This window comes from Ruania halotolerans (assembly GCF_021049285.1).
Lineage (GTDB): Bacteria > Actinomycetota > Actinomycetes > Actinomycetales > Beutenbergiaceae > Ruania > Ruania halotolerans.
The window spans coordinates 4118846-4135717 of record NZ_CP088017.1 but is presented as its reverse complement, the minus strand read 5'-3'; the positions used below and the strand labels follow the sequence as shown (position 1 = coordinate 4135717).

The following is a 16872-nucleotide window of genomic DNA, read 5'->3' as shown; positions in this document are numbered from 1 at the left end:
GGGTGGAGCGCGCTCCAAGTCAAGCGCTGATGGCGACGCGCTCGGAGTAGAGGCCGATCTTGTAGTCGATCGCCGCCAGGTGCGCCTCAGCCTCGGCTAGCTGGGCGAGCACCGCCTCCCGGTGTGCTTGCAGCAACTCCAGACGTTCGTGCTCGTTCCCGGTCCCGGCCCGGACCATCTCGGCGTAACGGCGCACGTCCCGGATCGGCATCCCGGTAGCGCGCAGCCGTGTGACGAGCTCAATCCAGCGCACGTCCTCGGCGTGGTAGCGGCGGTGCCCGGCGGTCGAGCGGGGCACCGGCCGCAGCAGCAGGCCGTCCTTCTCGTAGTAGCGCAGCGTGTCGACGGCGAGGCCGAGCAGCTGTGCCGCTTCGGCGATGGTCAGTGCGGTGAGAGGCATACCCGTAGTGTCACTCCTGGAGCGCACTCCAGGGCAAGAGGGGTTTGACGCGATCGCATGGTGCACCGCTTCCGGCGTCTCAGGTGAGGTGGTCGAACTCTCCGCGCACCCACGCTGCGTGCCGAGCAGCAGATCGGAGCAGCACCCCCTGGCCGTCGGCATCGATCATGTTGCCGAAGTTCCCCACGATCCGGTCGAAACTCAGCGTGGCGAGCTGCGCGGCGATTCGCTCCACCACGGCAGCCGAAAGCGGGATCTTGTTCGGGTAACTGCGCAGGAAGCCCACCGAGGATCGGTCCGGGTTCGGGAAGATGGTGTCACCGGTGAGTAGCAGCCCACGCCCCTGAGCCCCCTCGGCCCAATGCGCCACCGCACTGCCGGCGAAGTGCCCACCCACCTGGTGCAACGTGAGCCCAGGCAGGATCTCGTGGACCCCGGACCAATATCGAATCCGCTCGTCCCTCCGGCCGAGCCAGTCGGCATCCGCCTCGGCCACCAACACCTCGGCGCCGAGCTCACGTGCCCACTCCACCTGCACCCCGAACATGTGCGGGTGGCTGGCGGCCACCGCCAGAACGGGACCCTGTGCGCGGACTCGAGTGACGCCGTCGGCGTCCAAGAAACCGGGCGGATCCCACAGCAGCGAACCCTGTGGGGTTCGCACGAGCTGGGCTGTCTGGCCGATCCCGACGGCGTCCCGCGTGGAGATGCCGTACACGTCCGGTTCGGTCTCGGCCCAGGTAAGCGTGGTGCCTGCCTCGCGCAGTTCGGTCACGGTGGTCCAGCGCTGCCCGCCGGCGGGCAAGTACTGGCGTTCGTCCGCGCAAATCGGGCAGACCTCGGGGGCCGGTTCGTCGTACTCCACCGCACAGGTGGCGCAGATCAGCATGTTCTCAATCTTCCTCGAACTGCGACGGCGGGCAACACCGCAGGCGCATTGCCGCGATCTGTCGCTGAGCTGACTGGAGGAGCGACGATATGCGGCAACGCGGACCGTGGTCGGTACGTCAGCGGGGATACGGTGAATGCAGGCGCGGGCTCCGTCGAGCCCGCCCGACGCCCACTATCAGCGGAGGACCTTATGTCTCGGATTGTCGTTATCGGGGGTAGTGGTCATGTCGGCACCTACCTGGTGCCCCGGCTGGTCGAAGCCGGCCACCAGGTCGTCAATGTCAGCCGGGGTGCGGCCGCTCCGTACACGGCGCATGCCGCCTGGGACCGCGTGGAACGGGTCGTCCTGGACCGCGACGCCGCCGAACAGGAGGGTGCGTTCGGCGCCGCGATTGCCGCACTTGAGCCCGATGTCGTGGTGGACCTGATCTGCTTCACGCTCGACAGCGCCCGGGAACTCGTCGAGGCGCTGCGCGGGCGGGTGCAGCACCTTCTGCATTGCGGCACCATCTGGGTGTACGGCCACAACGCCACGGTCCCTGCCACTGAAGATCAACCACTCAACCCGTTCGGCGACTACGGGACCCAGAAGGCGGCCATCGAGACGTATCTTCTCGATGAGGCGCGCCGCACCGGGTTCCCGGCCACCGTGGTGCGGCCCGGTCACATCTCCGGTCCGGGCTGGGTACCGCTGAATCCGGCCGGGCACTTCGATCCCGAGGTGTTCTCGCTGATCGCCCGCGGGGACGAACTGGTGCTCCCGAACTTCGGCCTCGAGACGGTCCACCACGTCCACGCCGACGACGTCGCCCAGATCTTCGAACGGGCGATCCACGGGTGGGGCGCCGCAGTGGGCGAAGCGTTCAACGCCGTCTCACCGCAGGCTGTGAATCTGCGCGGGTACGCCGAGCACATGTACCGCTGGTTCGGCCGCGAGCCGAGAATCGAGTTCCAGCCGTTCGAGCAGTGGCGCACCACCCAGGAACCAGGCGACGTCGAGGCAACGCTGGATCACATCGGGCGCTCGCCCTCGCATTCGATCGAGAAGGCGCGCCGCCTCCTCGGGCACGTCCCGCGCTACTCCACATTCGCCACGATCGAGGAGGCGGTCACCCGCCTCATCGCTGACGGTCGCGTCCACCGGGACTGACGCAGCCACCACCGACGTGGGCTCATAGGCGCGCGGGTGGCCTGAGTGTCGCGAAACGGGCGAGACGCGACACTCAGCCAACCCACGTCGGGGCCTCGACCGCCACCGTGCCCTGGAGTACGGCTGTCAGTACCACTGGCTACGCTCCGACTATGCCCGCCCCATCGCTGCCCGAGCTCCTGGTTCCCGACGCTGCCGCGTGGCGTGAGTGGTTGATCGCCAACCATGACACCTCACCGGGAGTGTGGCTCGTGCTGGGCAAGAAGGGCGGTCACGTCACCACGCTGACCTATGAAAGTGCCGTCCTCGAGGCGTTGTGCGTCGGATGGATCGATGGCCAGGCGAAATCCCGTGATGAGGCCACCTCGCTGCAGCGCTACACCCCGCGCCGAGCCCGCAGTCAGTGGTCGGCCAAGAACGTGGGCCGGGTGGCCACGCTCGAGGCCGAGGGCAAGATGCTCCCTGCGGGGCGTGCCGCCGTCGAGGAGGCCAAGGCCGACGGACGATGGGAGGCGGCCTACGCAGGCCCGGCCACCGCCGTCGTGCCGGACGACCTGGCTGCGGCGATCGCCGCGAATCCGGACGCCCAGGCGATGTTCGAGGTGCTCACCTCGGCCAACCGGTTCGCCATGATCTACCGGCTGAACGCTGTGAAGCGAGCCGAGACGCGCGAACGCAAGATCACCGAGTTCGTGGCGATGCTCGCCCGGCACGAGGCGATCCATCCACAGAAGAAGCGACCGTCCTAGTCTCGGCGACTCACCCCGTCTCCTTGATCGGTCGCGGCGCGCGCAGCGTGTAGATCGCATAACCGATGATCACCACGAAGCACACGGCCGGCACGATGTAGGAGAATGCCGATCCGACCGAGTCCACCAGCTTGCCCTGCAACAGCGGCACGGTGGCGCCGCCCACGATCGCCATCACCAGTCCCGCGGCGCCGAATTTGGTGTCATTGCCCAGGCCCTCCAGTGCGATCCCGTAGATCGTGGGGAACAGCAGCGACAGGCAGGCGGAGAGCGCCACGACGGCCACCAGGCCCACCATGCTCGGCACCGTGACTGCCACCAGACAGAGCACGACGCCGAGGCACGTCATGGTCAGCATCAGCACCCGGGAGTCGATCTTGCCCATCAGGGCCACCATCGCGAACCGGGCCACCAGGAAGACGACCAGGCTTGCCTGCAACCACCAGTTCGCTGTGGTCGGGCTCGCCCCGATCTGGTCTCGCGCGTAAGTGATCGTGAACGTCCAGATGCACGTCTGCGCGGCCACGTTGAAGAATTGAGCGACCACGCCGAAGGAATAGTGGGTGTTGGTGAACAGGCGCTTGACTCGGCCCGAGGCGCCACGCGTGTCCACCTCGTGGCTCGCCCGCACGTTCAGGCCGGGTACCTTCGTGACGGCGATGCCGATCCAGATCAACACCAGCACCACGGCCAGGCCGACATACGGCGTCATCACCGCATCCAGTTCGGAGGTCAGCAGCGCCTCGCGTTCCCCCGGGGGTAGTGCGTCTCGTTCCTCCGGTGTGCGGGTGCTCAGATTGGGTGCGATCAGCAGCGCCGCCAAGAGCACTCCGGTGTTCGTTCCCACCGGGTTGAACGCCTGCGCGAAGTTCAGCCGCCGGGTGGCGTTGGATTCCGGGCCCATGGACATCACGTACGGGTTCGCGGAGGTCTCCAGGATGGAGAGCCCGGCAGCGAGGAAGAAGATCGCCGTGAGGAAGAACCCGAAGGTCTGCGCAGTGGCCGCCGGGAGGAACAGGAAGCCACCCGAGGCGGCCAAGCCCAGACCGAGCAGAACGCCCACTTTGTAGTTGAAGCGCTGATTGACGAACGCCGCAGGCAGGGCGAGCAGGAAGTAGGCGCCGTAGTAGGCCGACTGCACGAGCGTGGCCTGCACGGTGGACATGTCGTCGAAGACCGAAGTGAACGTGGAGACCAGGGTGTCGGTCATGTTCGCGGCCGTACCCCAAGCGGCGAAGCAGGTCACCACCAGGATGAACGGTACGAGCATGCCCGGATGGAGGAAGCGGGTGCGTTCGTGGCCCAGGGTGGTATCGAGGTCGTTCGGCGTTGAACTCATGTGACTCCCTTGCCCCGCAGTCGCGTGCTGGCAGTCAACCATGTCAGCGGGCCTCTGTCCGCGCGAAGGCAGAACGCAGCGTTCAAGGTGGTGCGCGGGTAGAGCCGTGCCGTTCCTTCCGCGCGAACGTAGGACATCGTCGTCGGCGTGGCCCCATGGGATTGGGTCTGCCGCGGAGCTCCTTGCAACGCCGTCAGTTACTCGAGTAGATTTCGGGTGGACCGACTTACCACTAAGGAGCCACACACATGCCGTTCTCGCTGGGAATCGTGGGCGCCGGGCAGTTCTCCGGCGGATTCGCGACGCTGTTCAACGCCCACCCCGGGATCTCCCGTGTCACTGTCACCGACACGATCGCCGACCGCGCCACCGCCCTCGTCGGCGATCTTGGCCTGGCCGGCGTGGAACCGGACTTCGATGCGATGCTCGCCTCCGATGTGGACGCCGTGGCCATCTTCACCCAGCGGTGGACCCACGGGCCGCTCGTCGTGCGGGCACTTCGTGCGGGCAAACATGTCTACTCGGCGGTACCGATGGCGTTCACCGCCGAGGAGATCGCGGCGATCATCGAGGCAGTCAAGGAGACCGGCCTCACCTACATGATGGGCGAGACCAGCCAGTACAACCCCATCACCGTGCTCGCCCGCCAGAAGTCTGCTGATGGCGCGTTCGGCCGCGTGTTCTATGCCGAGGGCGACTATGTGCACGACATGGATCACGGCTTCTACGCCGCCTACCAGTACAGCGGCGGCGCCGACTGGAAGCGCACCGCCAGCTACCCGCCGATGAAGTACCCCACCCACGCCATCGGCGGCGTGCTCGGCGCGTGGGACACCCACGCCGTGAGCGTGAGCGCCATCGGCATCCCCGATCAGCGGGGTGACGGTGTGTTCGACAAGTCCGTGAGCATGTTCGACAACGACTTCTCCAACGCCAGCGCCCTGTTCGAGACGGCCGACGGCGGCAGTTTCCGGACCAACGAGTTCCGCCGCGTGGGACTCGCCGAAGGCGTCCCGGAGTCACGCTTCACGTTCTATGGCACCGAGGCGATCCTTGAGCAGAATGCACTGTCCACGGTGTGGCACAACCGCTCCGGTGCACTCGAGGACCTCTCCGAGCTGGTCCGGCCCGGCGAAGCCACCGGCGCTGATGACGCCAGCCTGGCGAACGTGGACCCGAAGCTGCATGACTCCTTCATCTCCGGACATGCCCGCGTGCACGACACCTCCGCGCTCCCGCCCGAGCTGACCGGCCTGGGCAATGGGCATATGGGCAGCCATCACCTCCTCGTGCACGACTTCGTCACCGCAGTGAACGAGCAGACGATGCCGACCGTGAACGCCTGGGTGGCCGCCCGGTACACCCTCCCCGGGATCGTGGCCCACGAATCCGCACTGCGCGGCGGCGAACGCCTGCCGATCGACGACTTCGGCGACGCCCCGCAGTGAGCCCCACCGCCGAGTCACCCGGGCCGTCGGTGTCGCCTGGCCGGCGCACAGGCGGGACAGCCCGGGTGACCCGAGCGGATGTGGCCAGTGCGGCAGGGGTGAGCACCGCCGTCGTGAGCTACACCCTGAACAACGGTCCGAAGAACGTGGCGCCGGCCACCCGTGAACGGGTGCTGGAGGCCGTACGCACTCTCGGCTATCGCCCGAATGCCACCGCCCGAGCGTTACGCCTGGGCAGCACCGGTCAGGTGGGCCTCGTGGTGGCCACAGTCAGCAACCCGTACTTCGGCCAGCTCACCGATCAGGTCGAGCGGTCCGCTGCCGCACGCGGCCTCGCACTCCTGGTGCGAACGAACTCCGGTGGGTTGGTGCGTGAGGCGATCGAACAACTCGCTGCCCGCCAGGTGGACGGCATGCTGATCGCTCGGCCGATGGACGCCAACGATGCCGCTGCCGTCGCGGAATCCGGGGTGCCGGCAGTGCTCATTAACGAGGCCAGCGGCCCGGCAGGTGTGCCGAGCGTGGGCGTGGATCGCTACGGCGGCGCCCGGCGGGCCGTGGAGCACCTGATCGAGCATGGGCACCATCGGGTGGGGTTGATCGGTGCCGGGGACGGGGGGCACCGGCAGCGCGGATGGGCCGATGCGCTGGCTGGGGCAGGGCTCCCGCCGGGTCCCGTAGTTGCCGAGACCTACTCCCGAGAGGGTGGGTACCGCGCGGTGCTGCAGTTACTGGCTCTGCCCGACCCCCCGACGGCGGTGTTCGCCAGCTCGGACGAGCAGGCAGTGGGTGCGCTGCTCGCGCTCCATGAGTCCGAGGTGCCCGTGCCGGGAGGGATGGCGGTGATCGCCTTCGACGGGTCGGCCGCCTCCGCGTTCACGTGGCCCCCGCTGACTGCGGTGGCGCAGCCGATGGAAATGATGGTGGAACGGGCGCTGGATCGGCTCCTCGGGCTGGAGCAGAATGTGCTGCCCACTGAGCTGCCGTCCACTGAGCTGCTGCCCACCGAGCTGCTGCGCCGCCGCAGCTGCGGCTGCTGACCAGCAAGGATGACCCGGCCGCCGCATCGGCGCGCTACGATCTCGATATCCCACCGGACGCAGGCGGTTTCTGACGATTCGGCATCCCCCACACCACGTCCGAGAGGCGTTTCCGCCATGCTCCGCAGCTCGAAGAAGCTCACCCCTGCCGCGTTCTGGTTCTTCTTTGCCGCCGCCGCACTGCCCACCGTCCTGGGCCTGCTCGCCGTCATCGTGATGAAAGTCTCGCTGGGCTCGGACTCGGTGCTCACGTATGGGTTCCAGTTCTCCCGCCGCGGCCAGACGGTAGGGAGCGGCCCCACGCCGGGCACGGAGTTCACGGCCGATCAGATGATCTCCGCCTTCCTGCCGGGGCTGGCGATCCTCGGCGCCGCTGCGTTGGTGCTGTCAATCCTGTTCGCGGTTCGCTGGCCCACATTCGTACTCGGCACCCTTGGCATCGCCATCCTGGCCCTGGCTCCGGTCAACGCTGCGATGGCTGCCCTCGCGTCCGGAGCGAACTGGGGCGGGATCGTCCTCCTCGTGATCCTGGCAGTGGCCTTCGTGGCTCAGCGCTTCCTCCTGACGGCTGCCCGCGACCGGGTGATTGTCACCACGCCGCAGGAGCAGGTTGCCGCACCACCCGCGTAACCCCGCGCGGGCACGAGCCACCGAGGCGCAGCGATACCTGTGCCAGCGGCGCAGCATCACCCTGGTGCCAGATGCCTCAACACCTCGGGGATGTCGCCGTCGACGAGTAGACCGAGCCGCCGCGTGGGCCGGGTCATCGCCACGTACAACCCGCTGTGGCCGCGCCGCCCGGCCAGGATGGTGCCCGGGTCCACCACGAGGACACCGTCGAACTCCAGGCCCTTGGCTTGCTGCGGCGTGAGCACCACACACGGGGCGGTGGTATCGACCTCTGCGCCGAACGAGGCTCCCGGTACGGCCATCTCCACCGCCATCGCGATCTCCACGAGCCGCTCCGGCGGGGCGATCACCGCGAACGTCCCCCCGCCCAGGGCGTCGCGTTCACTCACGACGGCGGCCCCCACCTCTCCCACGAGGTCACCGTGGGCGGTGCGCAGCCACGGGCGTTCGCCGTCCCGGCGGGCACATACCGGCGTGGTGGCCGTCGCGTCCAGGGCGTGCAGCACCGGCAAGGCCGCGTCCATGATCGGGGCCAGGGTGCGGTAGCTGACCGTGAGCTCGGTGTGCCGCCACTTTCGGTGCGCGTGCGCATCGGCGAGCGCCTCCCAGGAGGTGGTGCCGGCCACGGCCGCTGTCTGGTGGATGTCTCCCACCACGGTCATCGACCCACTCGGAACCCTGCGCAGCACCATCCGCCACTGCATCGCCGTCAGTTCCTGGGCCTCATCGACGATCACGTGCCCGTACGCCCAGGATCGATCGGCCGCGGCACGCTCGGCCAAGGGGCGGCCGTCGCGTTCGGTGAATCGCTCGGCGAGGTCCTCGGCGCTCACCGCCCCGGTGTTCCCGCTCGCAGCGATGACCCGCTGCGCGTACCTGATCCCGGCCTCCCGGCGCGCCTGAGCGGCCGCGTCCCGGTCGGCATCGTCCTCGCCCACCAGCTCGGCGAGTTCATCGAGCAACGGGATGTCACCGCTGGCCCACCCTTCGGCCGGGCGGCGGATCAGCGCGTCGAGTTGCGACGGCTGCAGTAGATCGGTGGCGGCGCGGGCGAGCCGGTCTCTGTCGCTCAGCAGCTCCTCGAGCAGGTTCGCGGGGTTCAGGTGCGGCCAGAGATTCTCCAGCACCTGCGTCACGGTGGCGTCTGCCATCAGTTCACGGCGCACGCGCGGTGCTTCGTGTTCCCCGGCGAGGCCGGTCACCTCGGTGCCGCCGCCCTCGACCTTCGCAGGCAGGTGGTCCTCGCCCTTGGCCAGGGCGCGGTCGAGACGACCGAGCTCCTCCTCGAAGCCGGTGTCGGTGGAGTCATAGAGCTGATGCTCGCGAGTGAGCACGAGCTCGACGATGTGGTCGATCAGCTCCGTCCGGAAGGTGCGGCGGGCCACGTTGTGCGGGTACCCGCTGTGCTGAGCGCGCTCGACGGCCTGGGCGATCACTGCAGCGGTGAGGCGATAGTCGTCCCCTTGATACGTGAAGGTGACCCCGCTGCCGTCGTGCCCACCCTGCCGCGCGCGTACGGCAGCAGCCATCACCTGCGCCATCACGGGCAGGGCCTTGACGGCGGCTGTCTCGGCGTGCTCGCCGCGGGTGGCCTGCATCCCGGGAACCAAGGAGTCCGCGGTGGCCAACACGGCGTGCGTCTCACCGAGTGAGGGGAGCACATCGTGGATGTACTCCAGGAACGCCCCGGTAGGACCGAGCACCAGGACCCCACGTTCGGTGATCGTGGCATGGGTGTAGAGCAAGTAGGCAGTGCGGTGCAGGGCCACTGCCGTCTTCCCGGTGCCCGGACCGCCTTGCACCACCAGCACCCCCTCGGCCGGGGACCGGATGATCTCGTCCTGCTCGGCCTGCAAGGTGGAGACGATCTCGTGCATCCGGCCGGTGCGTTCGGCGGTCAAGGCCTCCATCAACGCAGCCTCGCCCACGAAGGTGTCGGCGGAATCTGTGGCGGAACCGTCGAGCAGCTCATCGTTCAGGCCGACGACGGTGCGGCCGCGGGTGCGCAGGTGCCGGCGTCGCACCACATCCGATCCGCTGCGTGCGGTGGCAGTGTAGAAATCGGCGGCCGCGGGGGCGCGCCAGTCCACCAGGAGGGTCTCCAGATCTGCTGAACGCAGCCCCATCCGGCCGATATACGTGGCACCGCTCTCGCGGCGGTCCAGCCGGCCGAAGCACAGGGCGTGCTCGGCATGGTCGAGGGCGTTGGCCCGCTCCTCCAGGCGCGCCACCTGGGCATCCCGGTCCAGGAGATCAGTGGGCCCGTCTGCGTCGGCGCGGCGGGCCCGATCCAGGTGGCCAGCGATCTCGGCTCGCAGTGCCTCCACCCGCCGGTAGAGCAGATCCAGGTACGCCTGCTCGAACTCGATCTCCTGCTGCACGCAGTTCCCCTCAGTTCACCCAGTGTGGCCCCGGGCCCAACGTCCGGCCGGCCGTGGTTGTTCCCGTTGGACGGAGTGCAACCCCTGGTGGCGGTCGGTACACTCGACCGCGGTGCGCCGGGAAGTCTGGTCGGCAGAGCCGCAGCGACCCCTTCGCAGCGCCCGACCTCGTACTGGAGCCACATGACGTCCACCAGCAATCCTTCCCGCCGCGATCGCGCCCGTTCCTGGGTGACTCAGGAGACGATCGGGGGCTTCCTCCTCATCGGTGCCGCAGTGCTCGCCCTGATCTGGGCGAACTCTCCGATTCGGGACTCCTATTTCTCCCTGACCGAGGTCGTGGTGGGACCGGAGGCGATCCACCTGGATCTCTCCCTCGGGACGTGGGCTGCGGACGGGCTGCTCGCGATCTTCTTCTTCGTGGTCGGTGTGGAGCTCAAGCATGAGTTCGTTGCCGGCAGTTTGCGCGACGTCAAACAGGCAGGTGTGCCGATGCTCGCCGCAGTGGGCGGGATGGCCGTTCCGGCCGCCGTCTACGCCGCCGTGGTGGTGCTGGCGGGAGATCCGGGGGCGCTCAGCGGCTGGGCGATCCCCGCCGCCACCGACATCGCGTTCGCACTCGCCGTGCTGGCCGTCTTCGGCCGCGGCCTCCCGACGGCGTTGCGCACCTTCCTCCTCACGCTCGCCGTGGTGGACGATCTGCTGGCCATCGTGGTGATCGCTGTGTTCTACACCGACGAACTGCACCTGCAGTACCTCGCCGCGGCCGTTGCTGTGATCGCCGTCTTCGGTGTGCTGGTCCGGATGAAGACCATGCGCTGGTACCTCCTGCTCCCGTTGGCGTTGGTGGCCTGGGTGTTGATGCACGAGGCGGGAATCCACGCGACGATTGCCGGCGTGCTGCTCGGTCTGACCGTTCCGGCCATGCTGCGCCACGGTGAGCACCACAGCCGTACCCATCAGATCGAGCATCACATCAAGCCGATTTCCGCAGGGATCGCGCTGCCGGTGTTCGCCTTCTTCTCCGCCGGGGTCTCGGTGGTCGACGGCGGTGGCATGGGCACCATCCTCGGCCAGCCGGTGGTCCTGGCGATCATGCTGGGCCTTGTGGTCGGCAAGGTCGTCGGTGTGCTGGGTGTGACGTGGGTGGTCACGAAGATCACCCCGTTGCGATTGCCGGACCGAATCGGCGTGCGCGACCTGCTCCCGGTGGGTCTGCTTGCCGGGATCGGATTCACTGTGGCGCTGCTGATCGCTGAGCTCTCGTTCACCGACTCCGAGCACACCTCAGGAGCGAAGGCCGCCATCCTCGCCGGCTCGTTGCTGGCTGCTGTGCTTGCCGCCCTCACGTTGCGGTGGGATGCAGGTGTGCAACGCAGCAAGGACATGAACGAGGACGGTGTGCTCGACTCCGAGGGCACCGACATCGGTGACCCGGATGAGGAGACCGGGCTGATCGATCCCGATCCAGGTCCGGTGCCCACCGAGGCGCGGCACAGGCCAGACACGACCGGCTGACCAAAGCCGCCCGCTGAACGGGACGAACGACTGCGATGCTCTAGGGCAACGCACCGGTGGGGTGATCGAGGTCACCGCGCCAGGAGTTGGCAGCTGATCGGCAGAGGTCTACGTTGCCACTCGTGTCTTCCTCAGGTTCGGCACGCCCCCGCGCGATGCGGCGACGTCCCAGGTTGCCCGTTCCACAGCACCCCGCCAAGGTGCTGGCGCTCGGCTTCGCCGCAGCGATCGCCGTGGGCACGCTCCTGCTCATGCTCCCGATCGCGGTGGCGGACCCGGCCGCCGGCGGGCCCTCGTGGGAGGATGCGCTTTTCACCGCCACCTCCGCCGTGTGCGTGACCGGGCTGATCGTGGTGGACACTCCCGTCTATTGGAGCGGCTTCGGGCAGGCGATCATCGCCGTGCTCATTCAGATCGGCGGCCTGGGCATCATGACCGCGGCTTCCCTGTTGGCGATCCTGATGGCTCGCCGGCTCGGCCTACGCAGCCGCCTGGTGGCGAGCGCCTCGGTGCGTGCCGTCGGTATCGGCGATGTGCGCAGCGTGGTGCTCGGAGTCGCGAAGGTGAGCATCGGGATCGAAGCGGCAGTCGCCGTCATCCTCACCACCCGCTTCCTGGTGACCTATGAGATGAACGGTGCGACCGCCGTCTGGAAGGGCGTGTTCACGGCCATCTCGGCGTTCAACAATGCCGGGTTCGCACTCGATAGCGACTCGCTCATGGGCTACGCCACGGACCCCTGGGTGCTGGTGCCGGTGGCCCTTGCCGTGATCATCGGCGGCCTCGGGTTCCCGGTCCTGTTCGAGCTGCGCAAGCACATTCGCGTGCCGGAGCAGTGGAGCATGCACACCAAGCTCGTGATCGTCGGATCGGCGTCCCTCCTCATCATCGGTACCATCACGCTGACGGCGCTGGAGTGGAACAACTCCAGCACTCTGGGCGGGCACGACGTCGGAGCGAAACTGCTGCTCGGCTTCTTCTCGGCGGTGATGACGCGCACGGCCGGCTTCAACGCCATCGATACCGGCGCGATGAGTACCCAGGCCCTGTTCACCCAGGACCTGCTGATGTTCATCGGGGGCGGACCCGCCGGAACCGCCGGTGGCGTGAAGGTGACGACGTTCCTCGTGCTGTTCTTCATCATCGTCACCGAGCTGCGGGGCGAGACCGCTGTGAATATCTTCGGCCGCCGTCTCTCCCGCGCGGTGCACCGGGAGGCCATCACAGTGGCGCTGCTCGCCGTGGCCGTGGTGGTGCTCGGCACGTGGATCCTGCTGATTGTCACTTCGTTCTCACTGGACCAGATCCTGTTCGAGGTGATCTCCGCGTTCGGCACGGTGGGCCTGTCCACGGGGATCACCGCGGACCTCCCCACGGGGGCACACCTACTCCTCGTGGGCATCATGTTCGTGGGCAGGCTCGGGCCGATCACCATTGGTTCCGCCCTGGCTCTACGGACCCGTACCCTCATGTTCGAACTACCCAAGGAAAGGCCGATCGTTGGCTGAGAAGACACGCCGGGGCCAGATCCGCACCTCCCTGAGCCCCTCGGACTCGGTGGTGGTGGCCGGGCTCGGCCGATTCGGCAGCGCACTCGCGATCGAGCTCGCCCAGGCCGGGGTGGACGTGCTCGGGATCGACACCGACCCGGAGATCGTGCAGTCCCTCAGTGGTGTGCTCACCCACGTGGCGCGCGCGGACTCGACTAAGCGGGAAGTACTCGAGCAACTCGCCGTGCCCGATTTCACGCATGCGGTGGTGGGCATCGGCAGTGACCTGGAGGCGTCCATCCTGACGGCCTCATGGTTTGTGCGGTTCGACATTCCCAAGGTGTGGGCGAAGGCGATCACCGACCCGCACGGGCAGATTCTCGACCAGATCGGCGTACACCACGTGGTCTACCCGGAATCGGATATGGGCCGCCGCGTGGCGCATCTGCTACGCGGTTCGATCGCTGACTATCAGGACATCGGCGGGGGCTTCGCGATGGTCACTGCCACTGTGCCTCCCTCGTTGGTGGGCAAGTCCCTCGGCACCCTCGGTTTGCGGTCCAAGCACAACCTGAACGTGACCGCCGTCCGCAAACGTGACGCCGGGTGGGCGCACGCCGACGGTGACACGGTGCTGGACTGGGGCGACACGGTGATCGTGGTGGGCCCGGCGGAGAAGGCCGAGCGCTTCATCGATATGGCGTGAGCCTGAGGAGCCCCCGCGGAGGCGTGGCGAGGCACGAGGGGCGGTGGAGCGAGGTGCCGCAAGGAGCACGGCCGATGGCGATGCGTGAGCCGAGTCGGCCACCGGTGGGGGATCACCATGTGGGATCGCCCGGCCGGTGTGCCGGGTGCGGCCTTGCGGTGAGAGGATCGAACCAGTGCCCATCCGCCCCTCGAGGAGGACCCAGATATGCCGCTGCCGTACGACGACGCCGACAAGTTCACCGCCTACGCCCACCCGGAGCGTCTGGTCACCACATCGTGGCTGGCCGAGCACCTCGGCTCGAAGGACCTGGTGGTCGTCGAGTCCGATGAGGATGTGTTGCTCTACGACACCGGCCACATCCCCGGAGCGGTGAAGATCGACTGGCACACCGACCTGAACGATCCGGTCACCCGCGACTACGTTGACGGTGCCGGATTCGCCGAACTGATGGCCGCCAAGGGCATTGCCCGGGACACCACGGTGGTGATCTACGGCGACAAGAACAACTGGTGGGCCGCCTACGCACTCTGGGTGTTCACCCTGTTCGGGCACCCGGACGTACGGCTTCTCGACGGCGGCCGCGCCCTCTGGGTGGCCGAGGGTCGCGAGTTCACCAAGGACGTGCCCAGCCCAGAGCGTGCGGACTACCCGGTGGTCGAGCGCGACGACGCCGGTGTGCGCGCCTTCAAGGAGGACGTCCTCGGGTTCCTCGGCGGCCAGTTGGTCGACGTGCGATCGCTGCCGGAGTACACCGGTGAGCGCACCCACATGCCTGACTACCCGGACGAGGGCAGTCTGCGCGGCGGCCACATCCCGGGCGCTCAGTCGGTGCCCTGGGCGCGTGCCGCAAATGAGGACGGCACCTTCAAGTCCCGCTCGGAGCTGGAGGACATCTACCGCCAGGAGAAGGGCCTGAATGCCGATGAACCAGTGATCGCCTACTGCCGGATCGGCGAGCGTTCCAGCCACACCTGGTTCGTGCTCTCGCACCTGCTCGGTTTCCCCGAGGTCCGCAACTACGACGGCTCCTGGACCGAGTGGGGCAATGCCGTCCGCGTGCCGATCGTCCGTGGTGAGCAGCCTGGGGAGGTCCCCGCTCGATGACGCAAGCTCAGCATTCTGACGTGGGCGGGACGGCCCCGCTCCCGTCGGCGCTCGCTGCGATCGTGGAGGACTTCCAGGCCCTGGGTGAGCAGGATCGGTTGCAGTTGCTCTTGGAGTTCAGTGAGGGACTGCCTGAACTGCCGCCACGGTATGCCGAGCACCCGGAGCTGCTCGAACCGGTGCCCGAGTGCCAGTCGCCGATCTTCCTGCTCACGGAAGTTGAGGGAACGGGTGAGGCTGCGACGGTGCAACTGTTCTTCTCTGCGCCGGCGGAGGCCCCCACCACCCGTGGCTTCGCAGGAATCCTGCACGAAGGACTGAACGGGCTCACTGCCGGCGAAGTCCTCGCCATCCCGAACGACGTCTCCGACCGCCTCGGGCTCGCCCGGGCGATCACTCCGCTGCGGCTGCGGGGGATGGGCGGCATGCTCGCGCGGATCAAACGTCAGGTGGCGGAGAAAGCCGGAGCCTGAGGAGCGCTGGCCGCCCGCGGCCCCGCGCCCAGTGCCGAGCGCTTGATTCTGCGGCGTTGCCACGGGCAACGCCGCAGAAGTCAGCGTTCGATCGAGCGCGTGTGAGGCCGCGTCTCACAGCGTGGTCGTGAGCGTTCCCCCGTCGGCGCGCAACGCGGCTCCGTTGGTGGCCGAGGAGAGGGGACTGGCGAGGTACACCGCGAGGTGGGCGATCTCGGCTGGATCGAGGAAGCGCTGCAGGAGCGAGGTCTGATTGCCCGCGGCGATGGTGCGCTTGATGTCGTCGGATGACGCGCCCTGGGCCTGCGCGATCTGCTCGACGACGGCGGCGACGCCGTCGGAGTAGGTCGGCCCACCGAGGATGGTGTTCACTGTGACTTCGGTGCCGCGGGTGAGCTTGGCTAGACCGTTGCTCAGTGCGAGGGTCGCTGCCTTGGTCGTGCCGTAGTGCGTCATCCCGGCCGGGACGTTCACACCTGATTCGCTGGCGATGAAGAGGATGCGCCCCCAGCCACGGTCGAGCATGCCACCGAGGGTGTGCCGGGAGAGCCGGACACCGCTCATGACGTTGATGTCGAAGTAGCGCTGCCACTCCTCGTCGGAGATCTCGGCGAACTCCTTGACCTCGAACACCCCGACGTTGTTCACGAGGATGTCGACCGCGCCCAAGTGATCGAGTAGTCGCCGGACCTGGTCGGGATCGCCGAAGTCGGCCGCGATGCCCGCGATGTCAGTGCCAGGGAAGGTGCTGCGAAGTGCGTTGACGGTCGCCTGCACGCGTCCCTCCTCACGTCCGTTGACGATCACCGACACACCCTCCTGCAGCAGCGCCTCTGCGATCGCATAGCCGATGCCCTGCGTCGACCCGCTCACGAAGGCCCGCTTGCCTGCCAGTCCAGAATCCATGCCGCCTGCTTCCTCACTACCCGAATGATGCGCGAATCATTTGCTCAGTCAAGTGAATGCTAGACCGCATGACTTGACTGAGCAAGTCAATGGGTCATCTCCCGGTAGTCTTGCCGGATGACGAATCCCAGCTCCCCACCGGTGCTCACCGGTCCGGAACTCCAGACGTGGGCGGCCTTGGCGACGGTGTTGGAATGGCTGCCCGCGGCCCTCGATGATCAACTCCAGCGTGACTCCCAGCTCACCCACTTCGAGTACGGGATCCTCTACGCGCTCGCCCACGCACCGCAGCGGACGCTGCGGATGAGTGTGCTGGCGGGATATGCGAACAGCTCGCTCTCCCGGCTCTCACGCGCGGTCGGTCGCCTTGAGTCGAAAGGATGGATAAGGCGCATGCCAGATCCGTCCGACGGCCGATACACCTTGGCGACGCTCACCGACCCGGGGTCGGTGAAGGTCACTGAGGCGATGCCCGGGCACGTCCTGACCGTTCGGCGTTTGGTTCTCGATCGCCTGACGAAGCCGCAGAGTCGCCAGCTTCGCGAGATCTCCGAGCGCATCATGCGAGGGATCCGCAGTGAGGAGGGGTGGACCCCGCCCGCTGCGACGGTGCCACCCCCTGCCGAACGCTGACTTCTGCGGCA

16 protein-coding genes are annotated in these 16872 nt (G+C 67.7%); 11 read left to right on the top strand and 5 right to left on the bottom strand.

Going from position 1 to position 16872, the window contains the following annotated elements; genetic code table 11:
• Positions 1-19: 19 nt before the first annotated feature.
• Both LQF10_RS18710 and LQF10_RS18705 read right to left on the bottom strand, forming a co-directional pair.
• Positions 20-400 carry a MerR family transcriptional regulator gene (locus tag LQF10_RS18710; protein ID WP_231065357.1) on the bottom strand — a complete coding sequence of 127 codons (381 nt, stop codon included), beginning with the start codon at positions 398-400 and terminating at the stop codon, positions 20-22.
• A 79-nt stretch (positions 401-479) separates the two neighbouring features.
• Entirely contained in the window at positions 480-1289 is an 810-nt protein-coding gene (locus tag LQF10_RS18705) for a hydrolase (protein ID WP_231065356.1), read from the bottom strand.
• 192 nt (positions 1290-1481) lie between these two features.
• Here LQF10_RS18705 and LQF10_RS18700 point away from each other — a divergent pair, with 192 nt between their 5' ends.
• Together LQF10_RS18700 and LQF10_RS18695 are read left to right on the top strand one after the other, a co-directional pair.
• Positions 1482-2441, top strand: coding sequence for an NAD-dependent epimerase/dehydratase family protein (locus tag LQF10_RS18700; protein ID WP_231065355.1), 960 nt, complete (start codon positions 1482-1484; stop codon positions 2439-2441).
• Positions 2442-2593: 152 nt separating this feature from the next.
• Positions 2594-3190 carry a YdeI/OmpD-associated family protein gene (locus LQF10_RS18695; RefSeq protein ID WP_231065354.1) on the top strand — a complete coding sequence of 199 codons (597 nt, stop codon included), beginning with the start codon at positions 2594-2596 and terminating at the stop codon, positions 3188-3190.
• Between the two features lie 10 nt (positions 3191-3200).
• Here the strand turns inward: LQF10_RS18695 and fucP are convergent, their stop codons facing one another.
• Positions 3201-4529, bottom strand: a complete 1329-nt coding sequence (gene fucP, locus LQF10_RS18690; protein WP_231065353.1) for an L-fucose:H+ symporter permease — start codon at positions 4527-4529, stop codon at positions 3201-3203.
• A 248-nt stretch (positions 4530-4777) separates the two neighbouring features.
• Between fucP and LQF10_RS18685 the strand changes: the two genes are divergently transcribed.
• The 3 genes from LQF10_RS18685 to LQF10_RS18675 all read left to right on the top strand — a co-directional run bounded on the left by LQF10_RS18685 (position 4778) and on the right by LQF10_RS18675 (position 7647).
• Positions 4778-5977 (top strand): Gfo/Idh/MocA family protein, encoded by a 1200-nt coding sequence (locus LQF10_RS18685; protein ID WP_231065352.1) that lies wholly within the window; start codon positions 4778-4780, stop codon positions 5975-5977.
• A gap of 65 nt (positions 5978-6042) precedes the next feature.
• On the top strand, positions 6043-7017 hold the full coding sequence (locus LQF10_RS18680; protein ID WP_231065351.1) for a LacI family DNA-binding transcriptional regulator: 975 nt from the start codon (positions 6043-6045) through the stop codon (positions 7015-7017).
• A 117-nt stretch (positions 7018-7134) separates the two neighbouring features.
• Positions 7135-7647: a hypothetical protein gene (locus LQF10_RS18675; RefSeq protein WP_231065350.1), complete on the top strand. Its 513-nt coding sequence runs from the start codon at positions 7135-7137 to the stop codon at positions 7645-7647.
• Positions 7648-7703: 56 nt separating this feature from the next.
• Here LQF10_RS18675 and LQF10_RS18670 read toward each other — a convergent pair whose 3' ends face one another.
• Positions 7704-10028 (bottom strand): HelD family protein, encoded by a 2325-nt coding sequence (locus LQF10_RS18670; protein WP_231065349.1) that lies wholly within the window; start codon positions 10026-10028, stop codon positions 7704-7706.
• A 183-nt stretch (positions 10029-10211) separates the two neighbouring features.
• Between LQF10_RS18670 and nhaA the strand changes: the two genes are divergently transcribed.
• The 5 genes from nhaA (at position 10212) to LQF10_RS18645 (ending at position 15322) form a co-directional block, all read left to right on the top strand.
• On the top strand, positions 10212-11546 hold the full coding sequence (gene nhaA / locus LQF10_RS18665; protein ID WP_231065348.1) for a Na+/H+ antiporter NhaA: 1335 nt from the start codon (positions 10212-10214) through the stop codon (positions 11544-11546).
• A 122-nt stretch (positions 11547-11668) separates the two neighbouring features.
• Positions 11669-13054 carry a TrkH family potassium uptake protein gene (locus LQF10_RS18660; protein WP_354002604.1) on the top strand — a complete coding sequence of 462 codons (1386 nt, stop codon included), beginning with the start codon at positions 11669-11671 and terminating at the stop codon, positions 13052-13054.
• Entirely contained in the window at positions 13047-13742 is a 696-nt protein-coding gene (locus LQF10_RS18655) for a potassium channel family protein (protein ID WP_231065347.1), read from the top strand. Before LQF10_RS18660 ends, LQF10_RS18655 begins: the two co-directional genes overlap by 8 nt.
• 207 nt (positions 13743-13949) lie before the next feature.
• Entirely contained in the window at positions 13950-14849 is a 900-nt protein-coding gene (locus LQF10_RS18650) for a sulfurtransferase (protein WP_231065346.1), read from the top strand.
• A complete protein-coding gene (locus LQF10_RS18645; RefSeq protein WP_231065345.1) occupies positions 14846-15322 on the top strand; it encodes a SufE family protein in 477 nt (158 codons plus the stop codon). Before LQF10_RS18650 ends, LQF10_RS18645 begins: the two co-directional genes overlap by 4 nt.
• A 114-nt stretch (positions 15323-15436) precedes the next feature.
• On the opposite strand, the gene LQF10_RS18640 is transcribed toward LQF10_RS18645, so the two are convergent.
• The gene (locus LQF10_RS18640; RefSeq protein WP_231065344.1) at positions 15437-16228 is read right to left on the bottom strand and encodes an SDR family NAD(P)-dependent oxidoreductase; all 792 of its coding nucleotides are present in this window, start codon (positions 16226-16228) and stop codon (positions 15437-15439) included.
• A 117-nt stretch (positions 16229-16345) separates the two neighbouring features.
• Here LQF10_RS18640 and LQF10_RS18635 point away from each other — a divergent pair, with 117 nt between their 5' ends.
• Complete coding sequence (locus tag LQF10_RS18635) at positions 16346-16861, top strand: MarR family winged helix-turn-helix transcriptional regulator (RefSeq protein ID WP_231065343.1); 516 nt, start codon at positions 16346-16348, stop codon at positions 16859-16861.
• Positions 16862-16872: the final 11 nt, after the last annotated feature.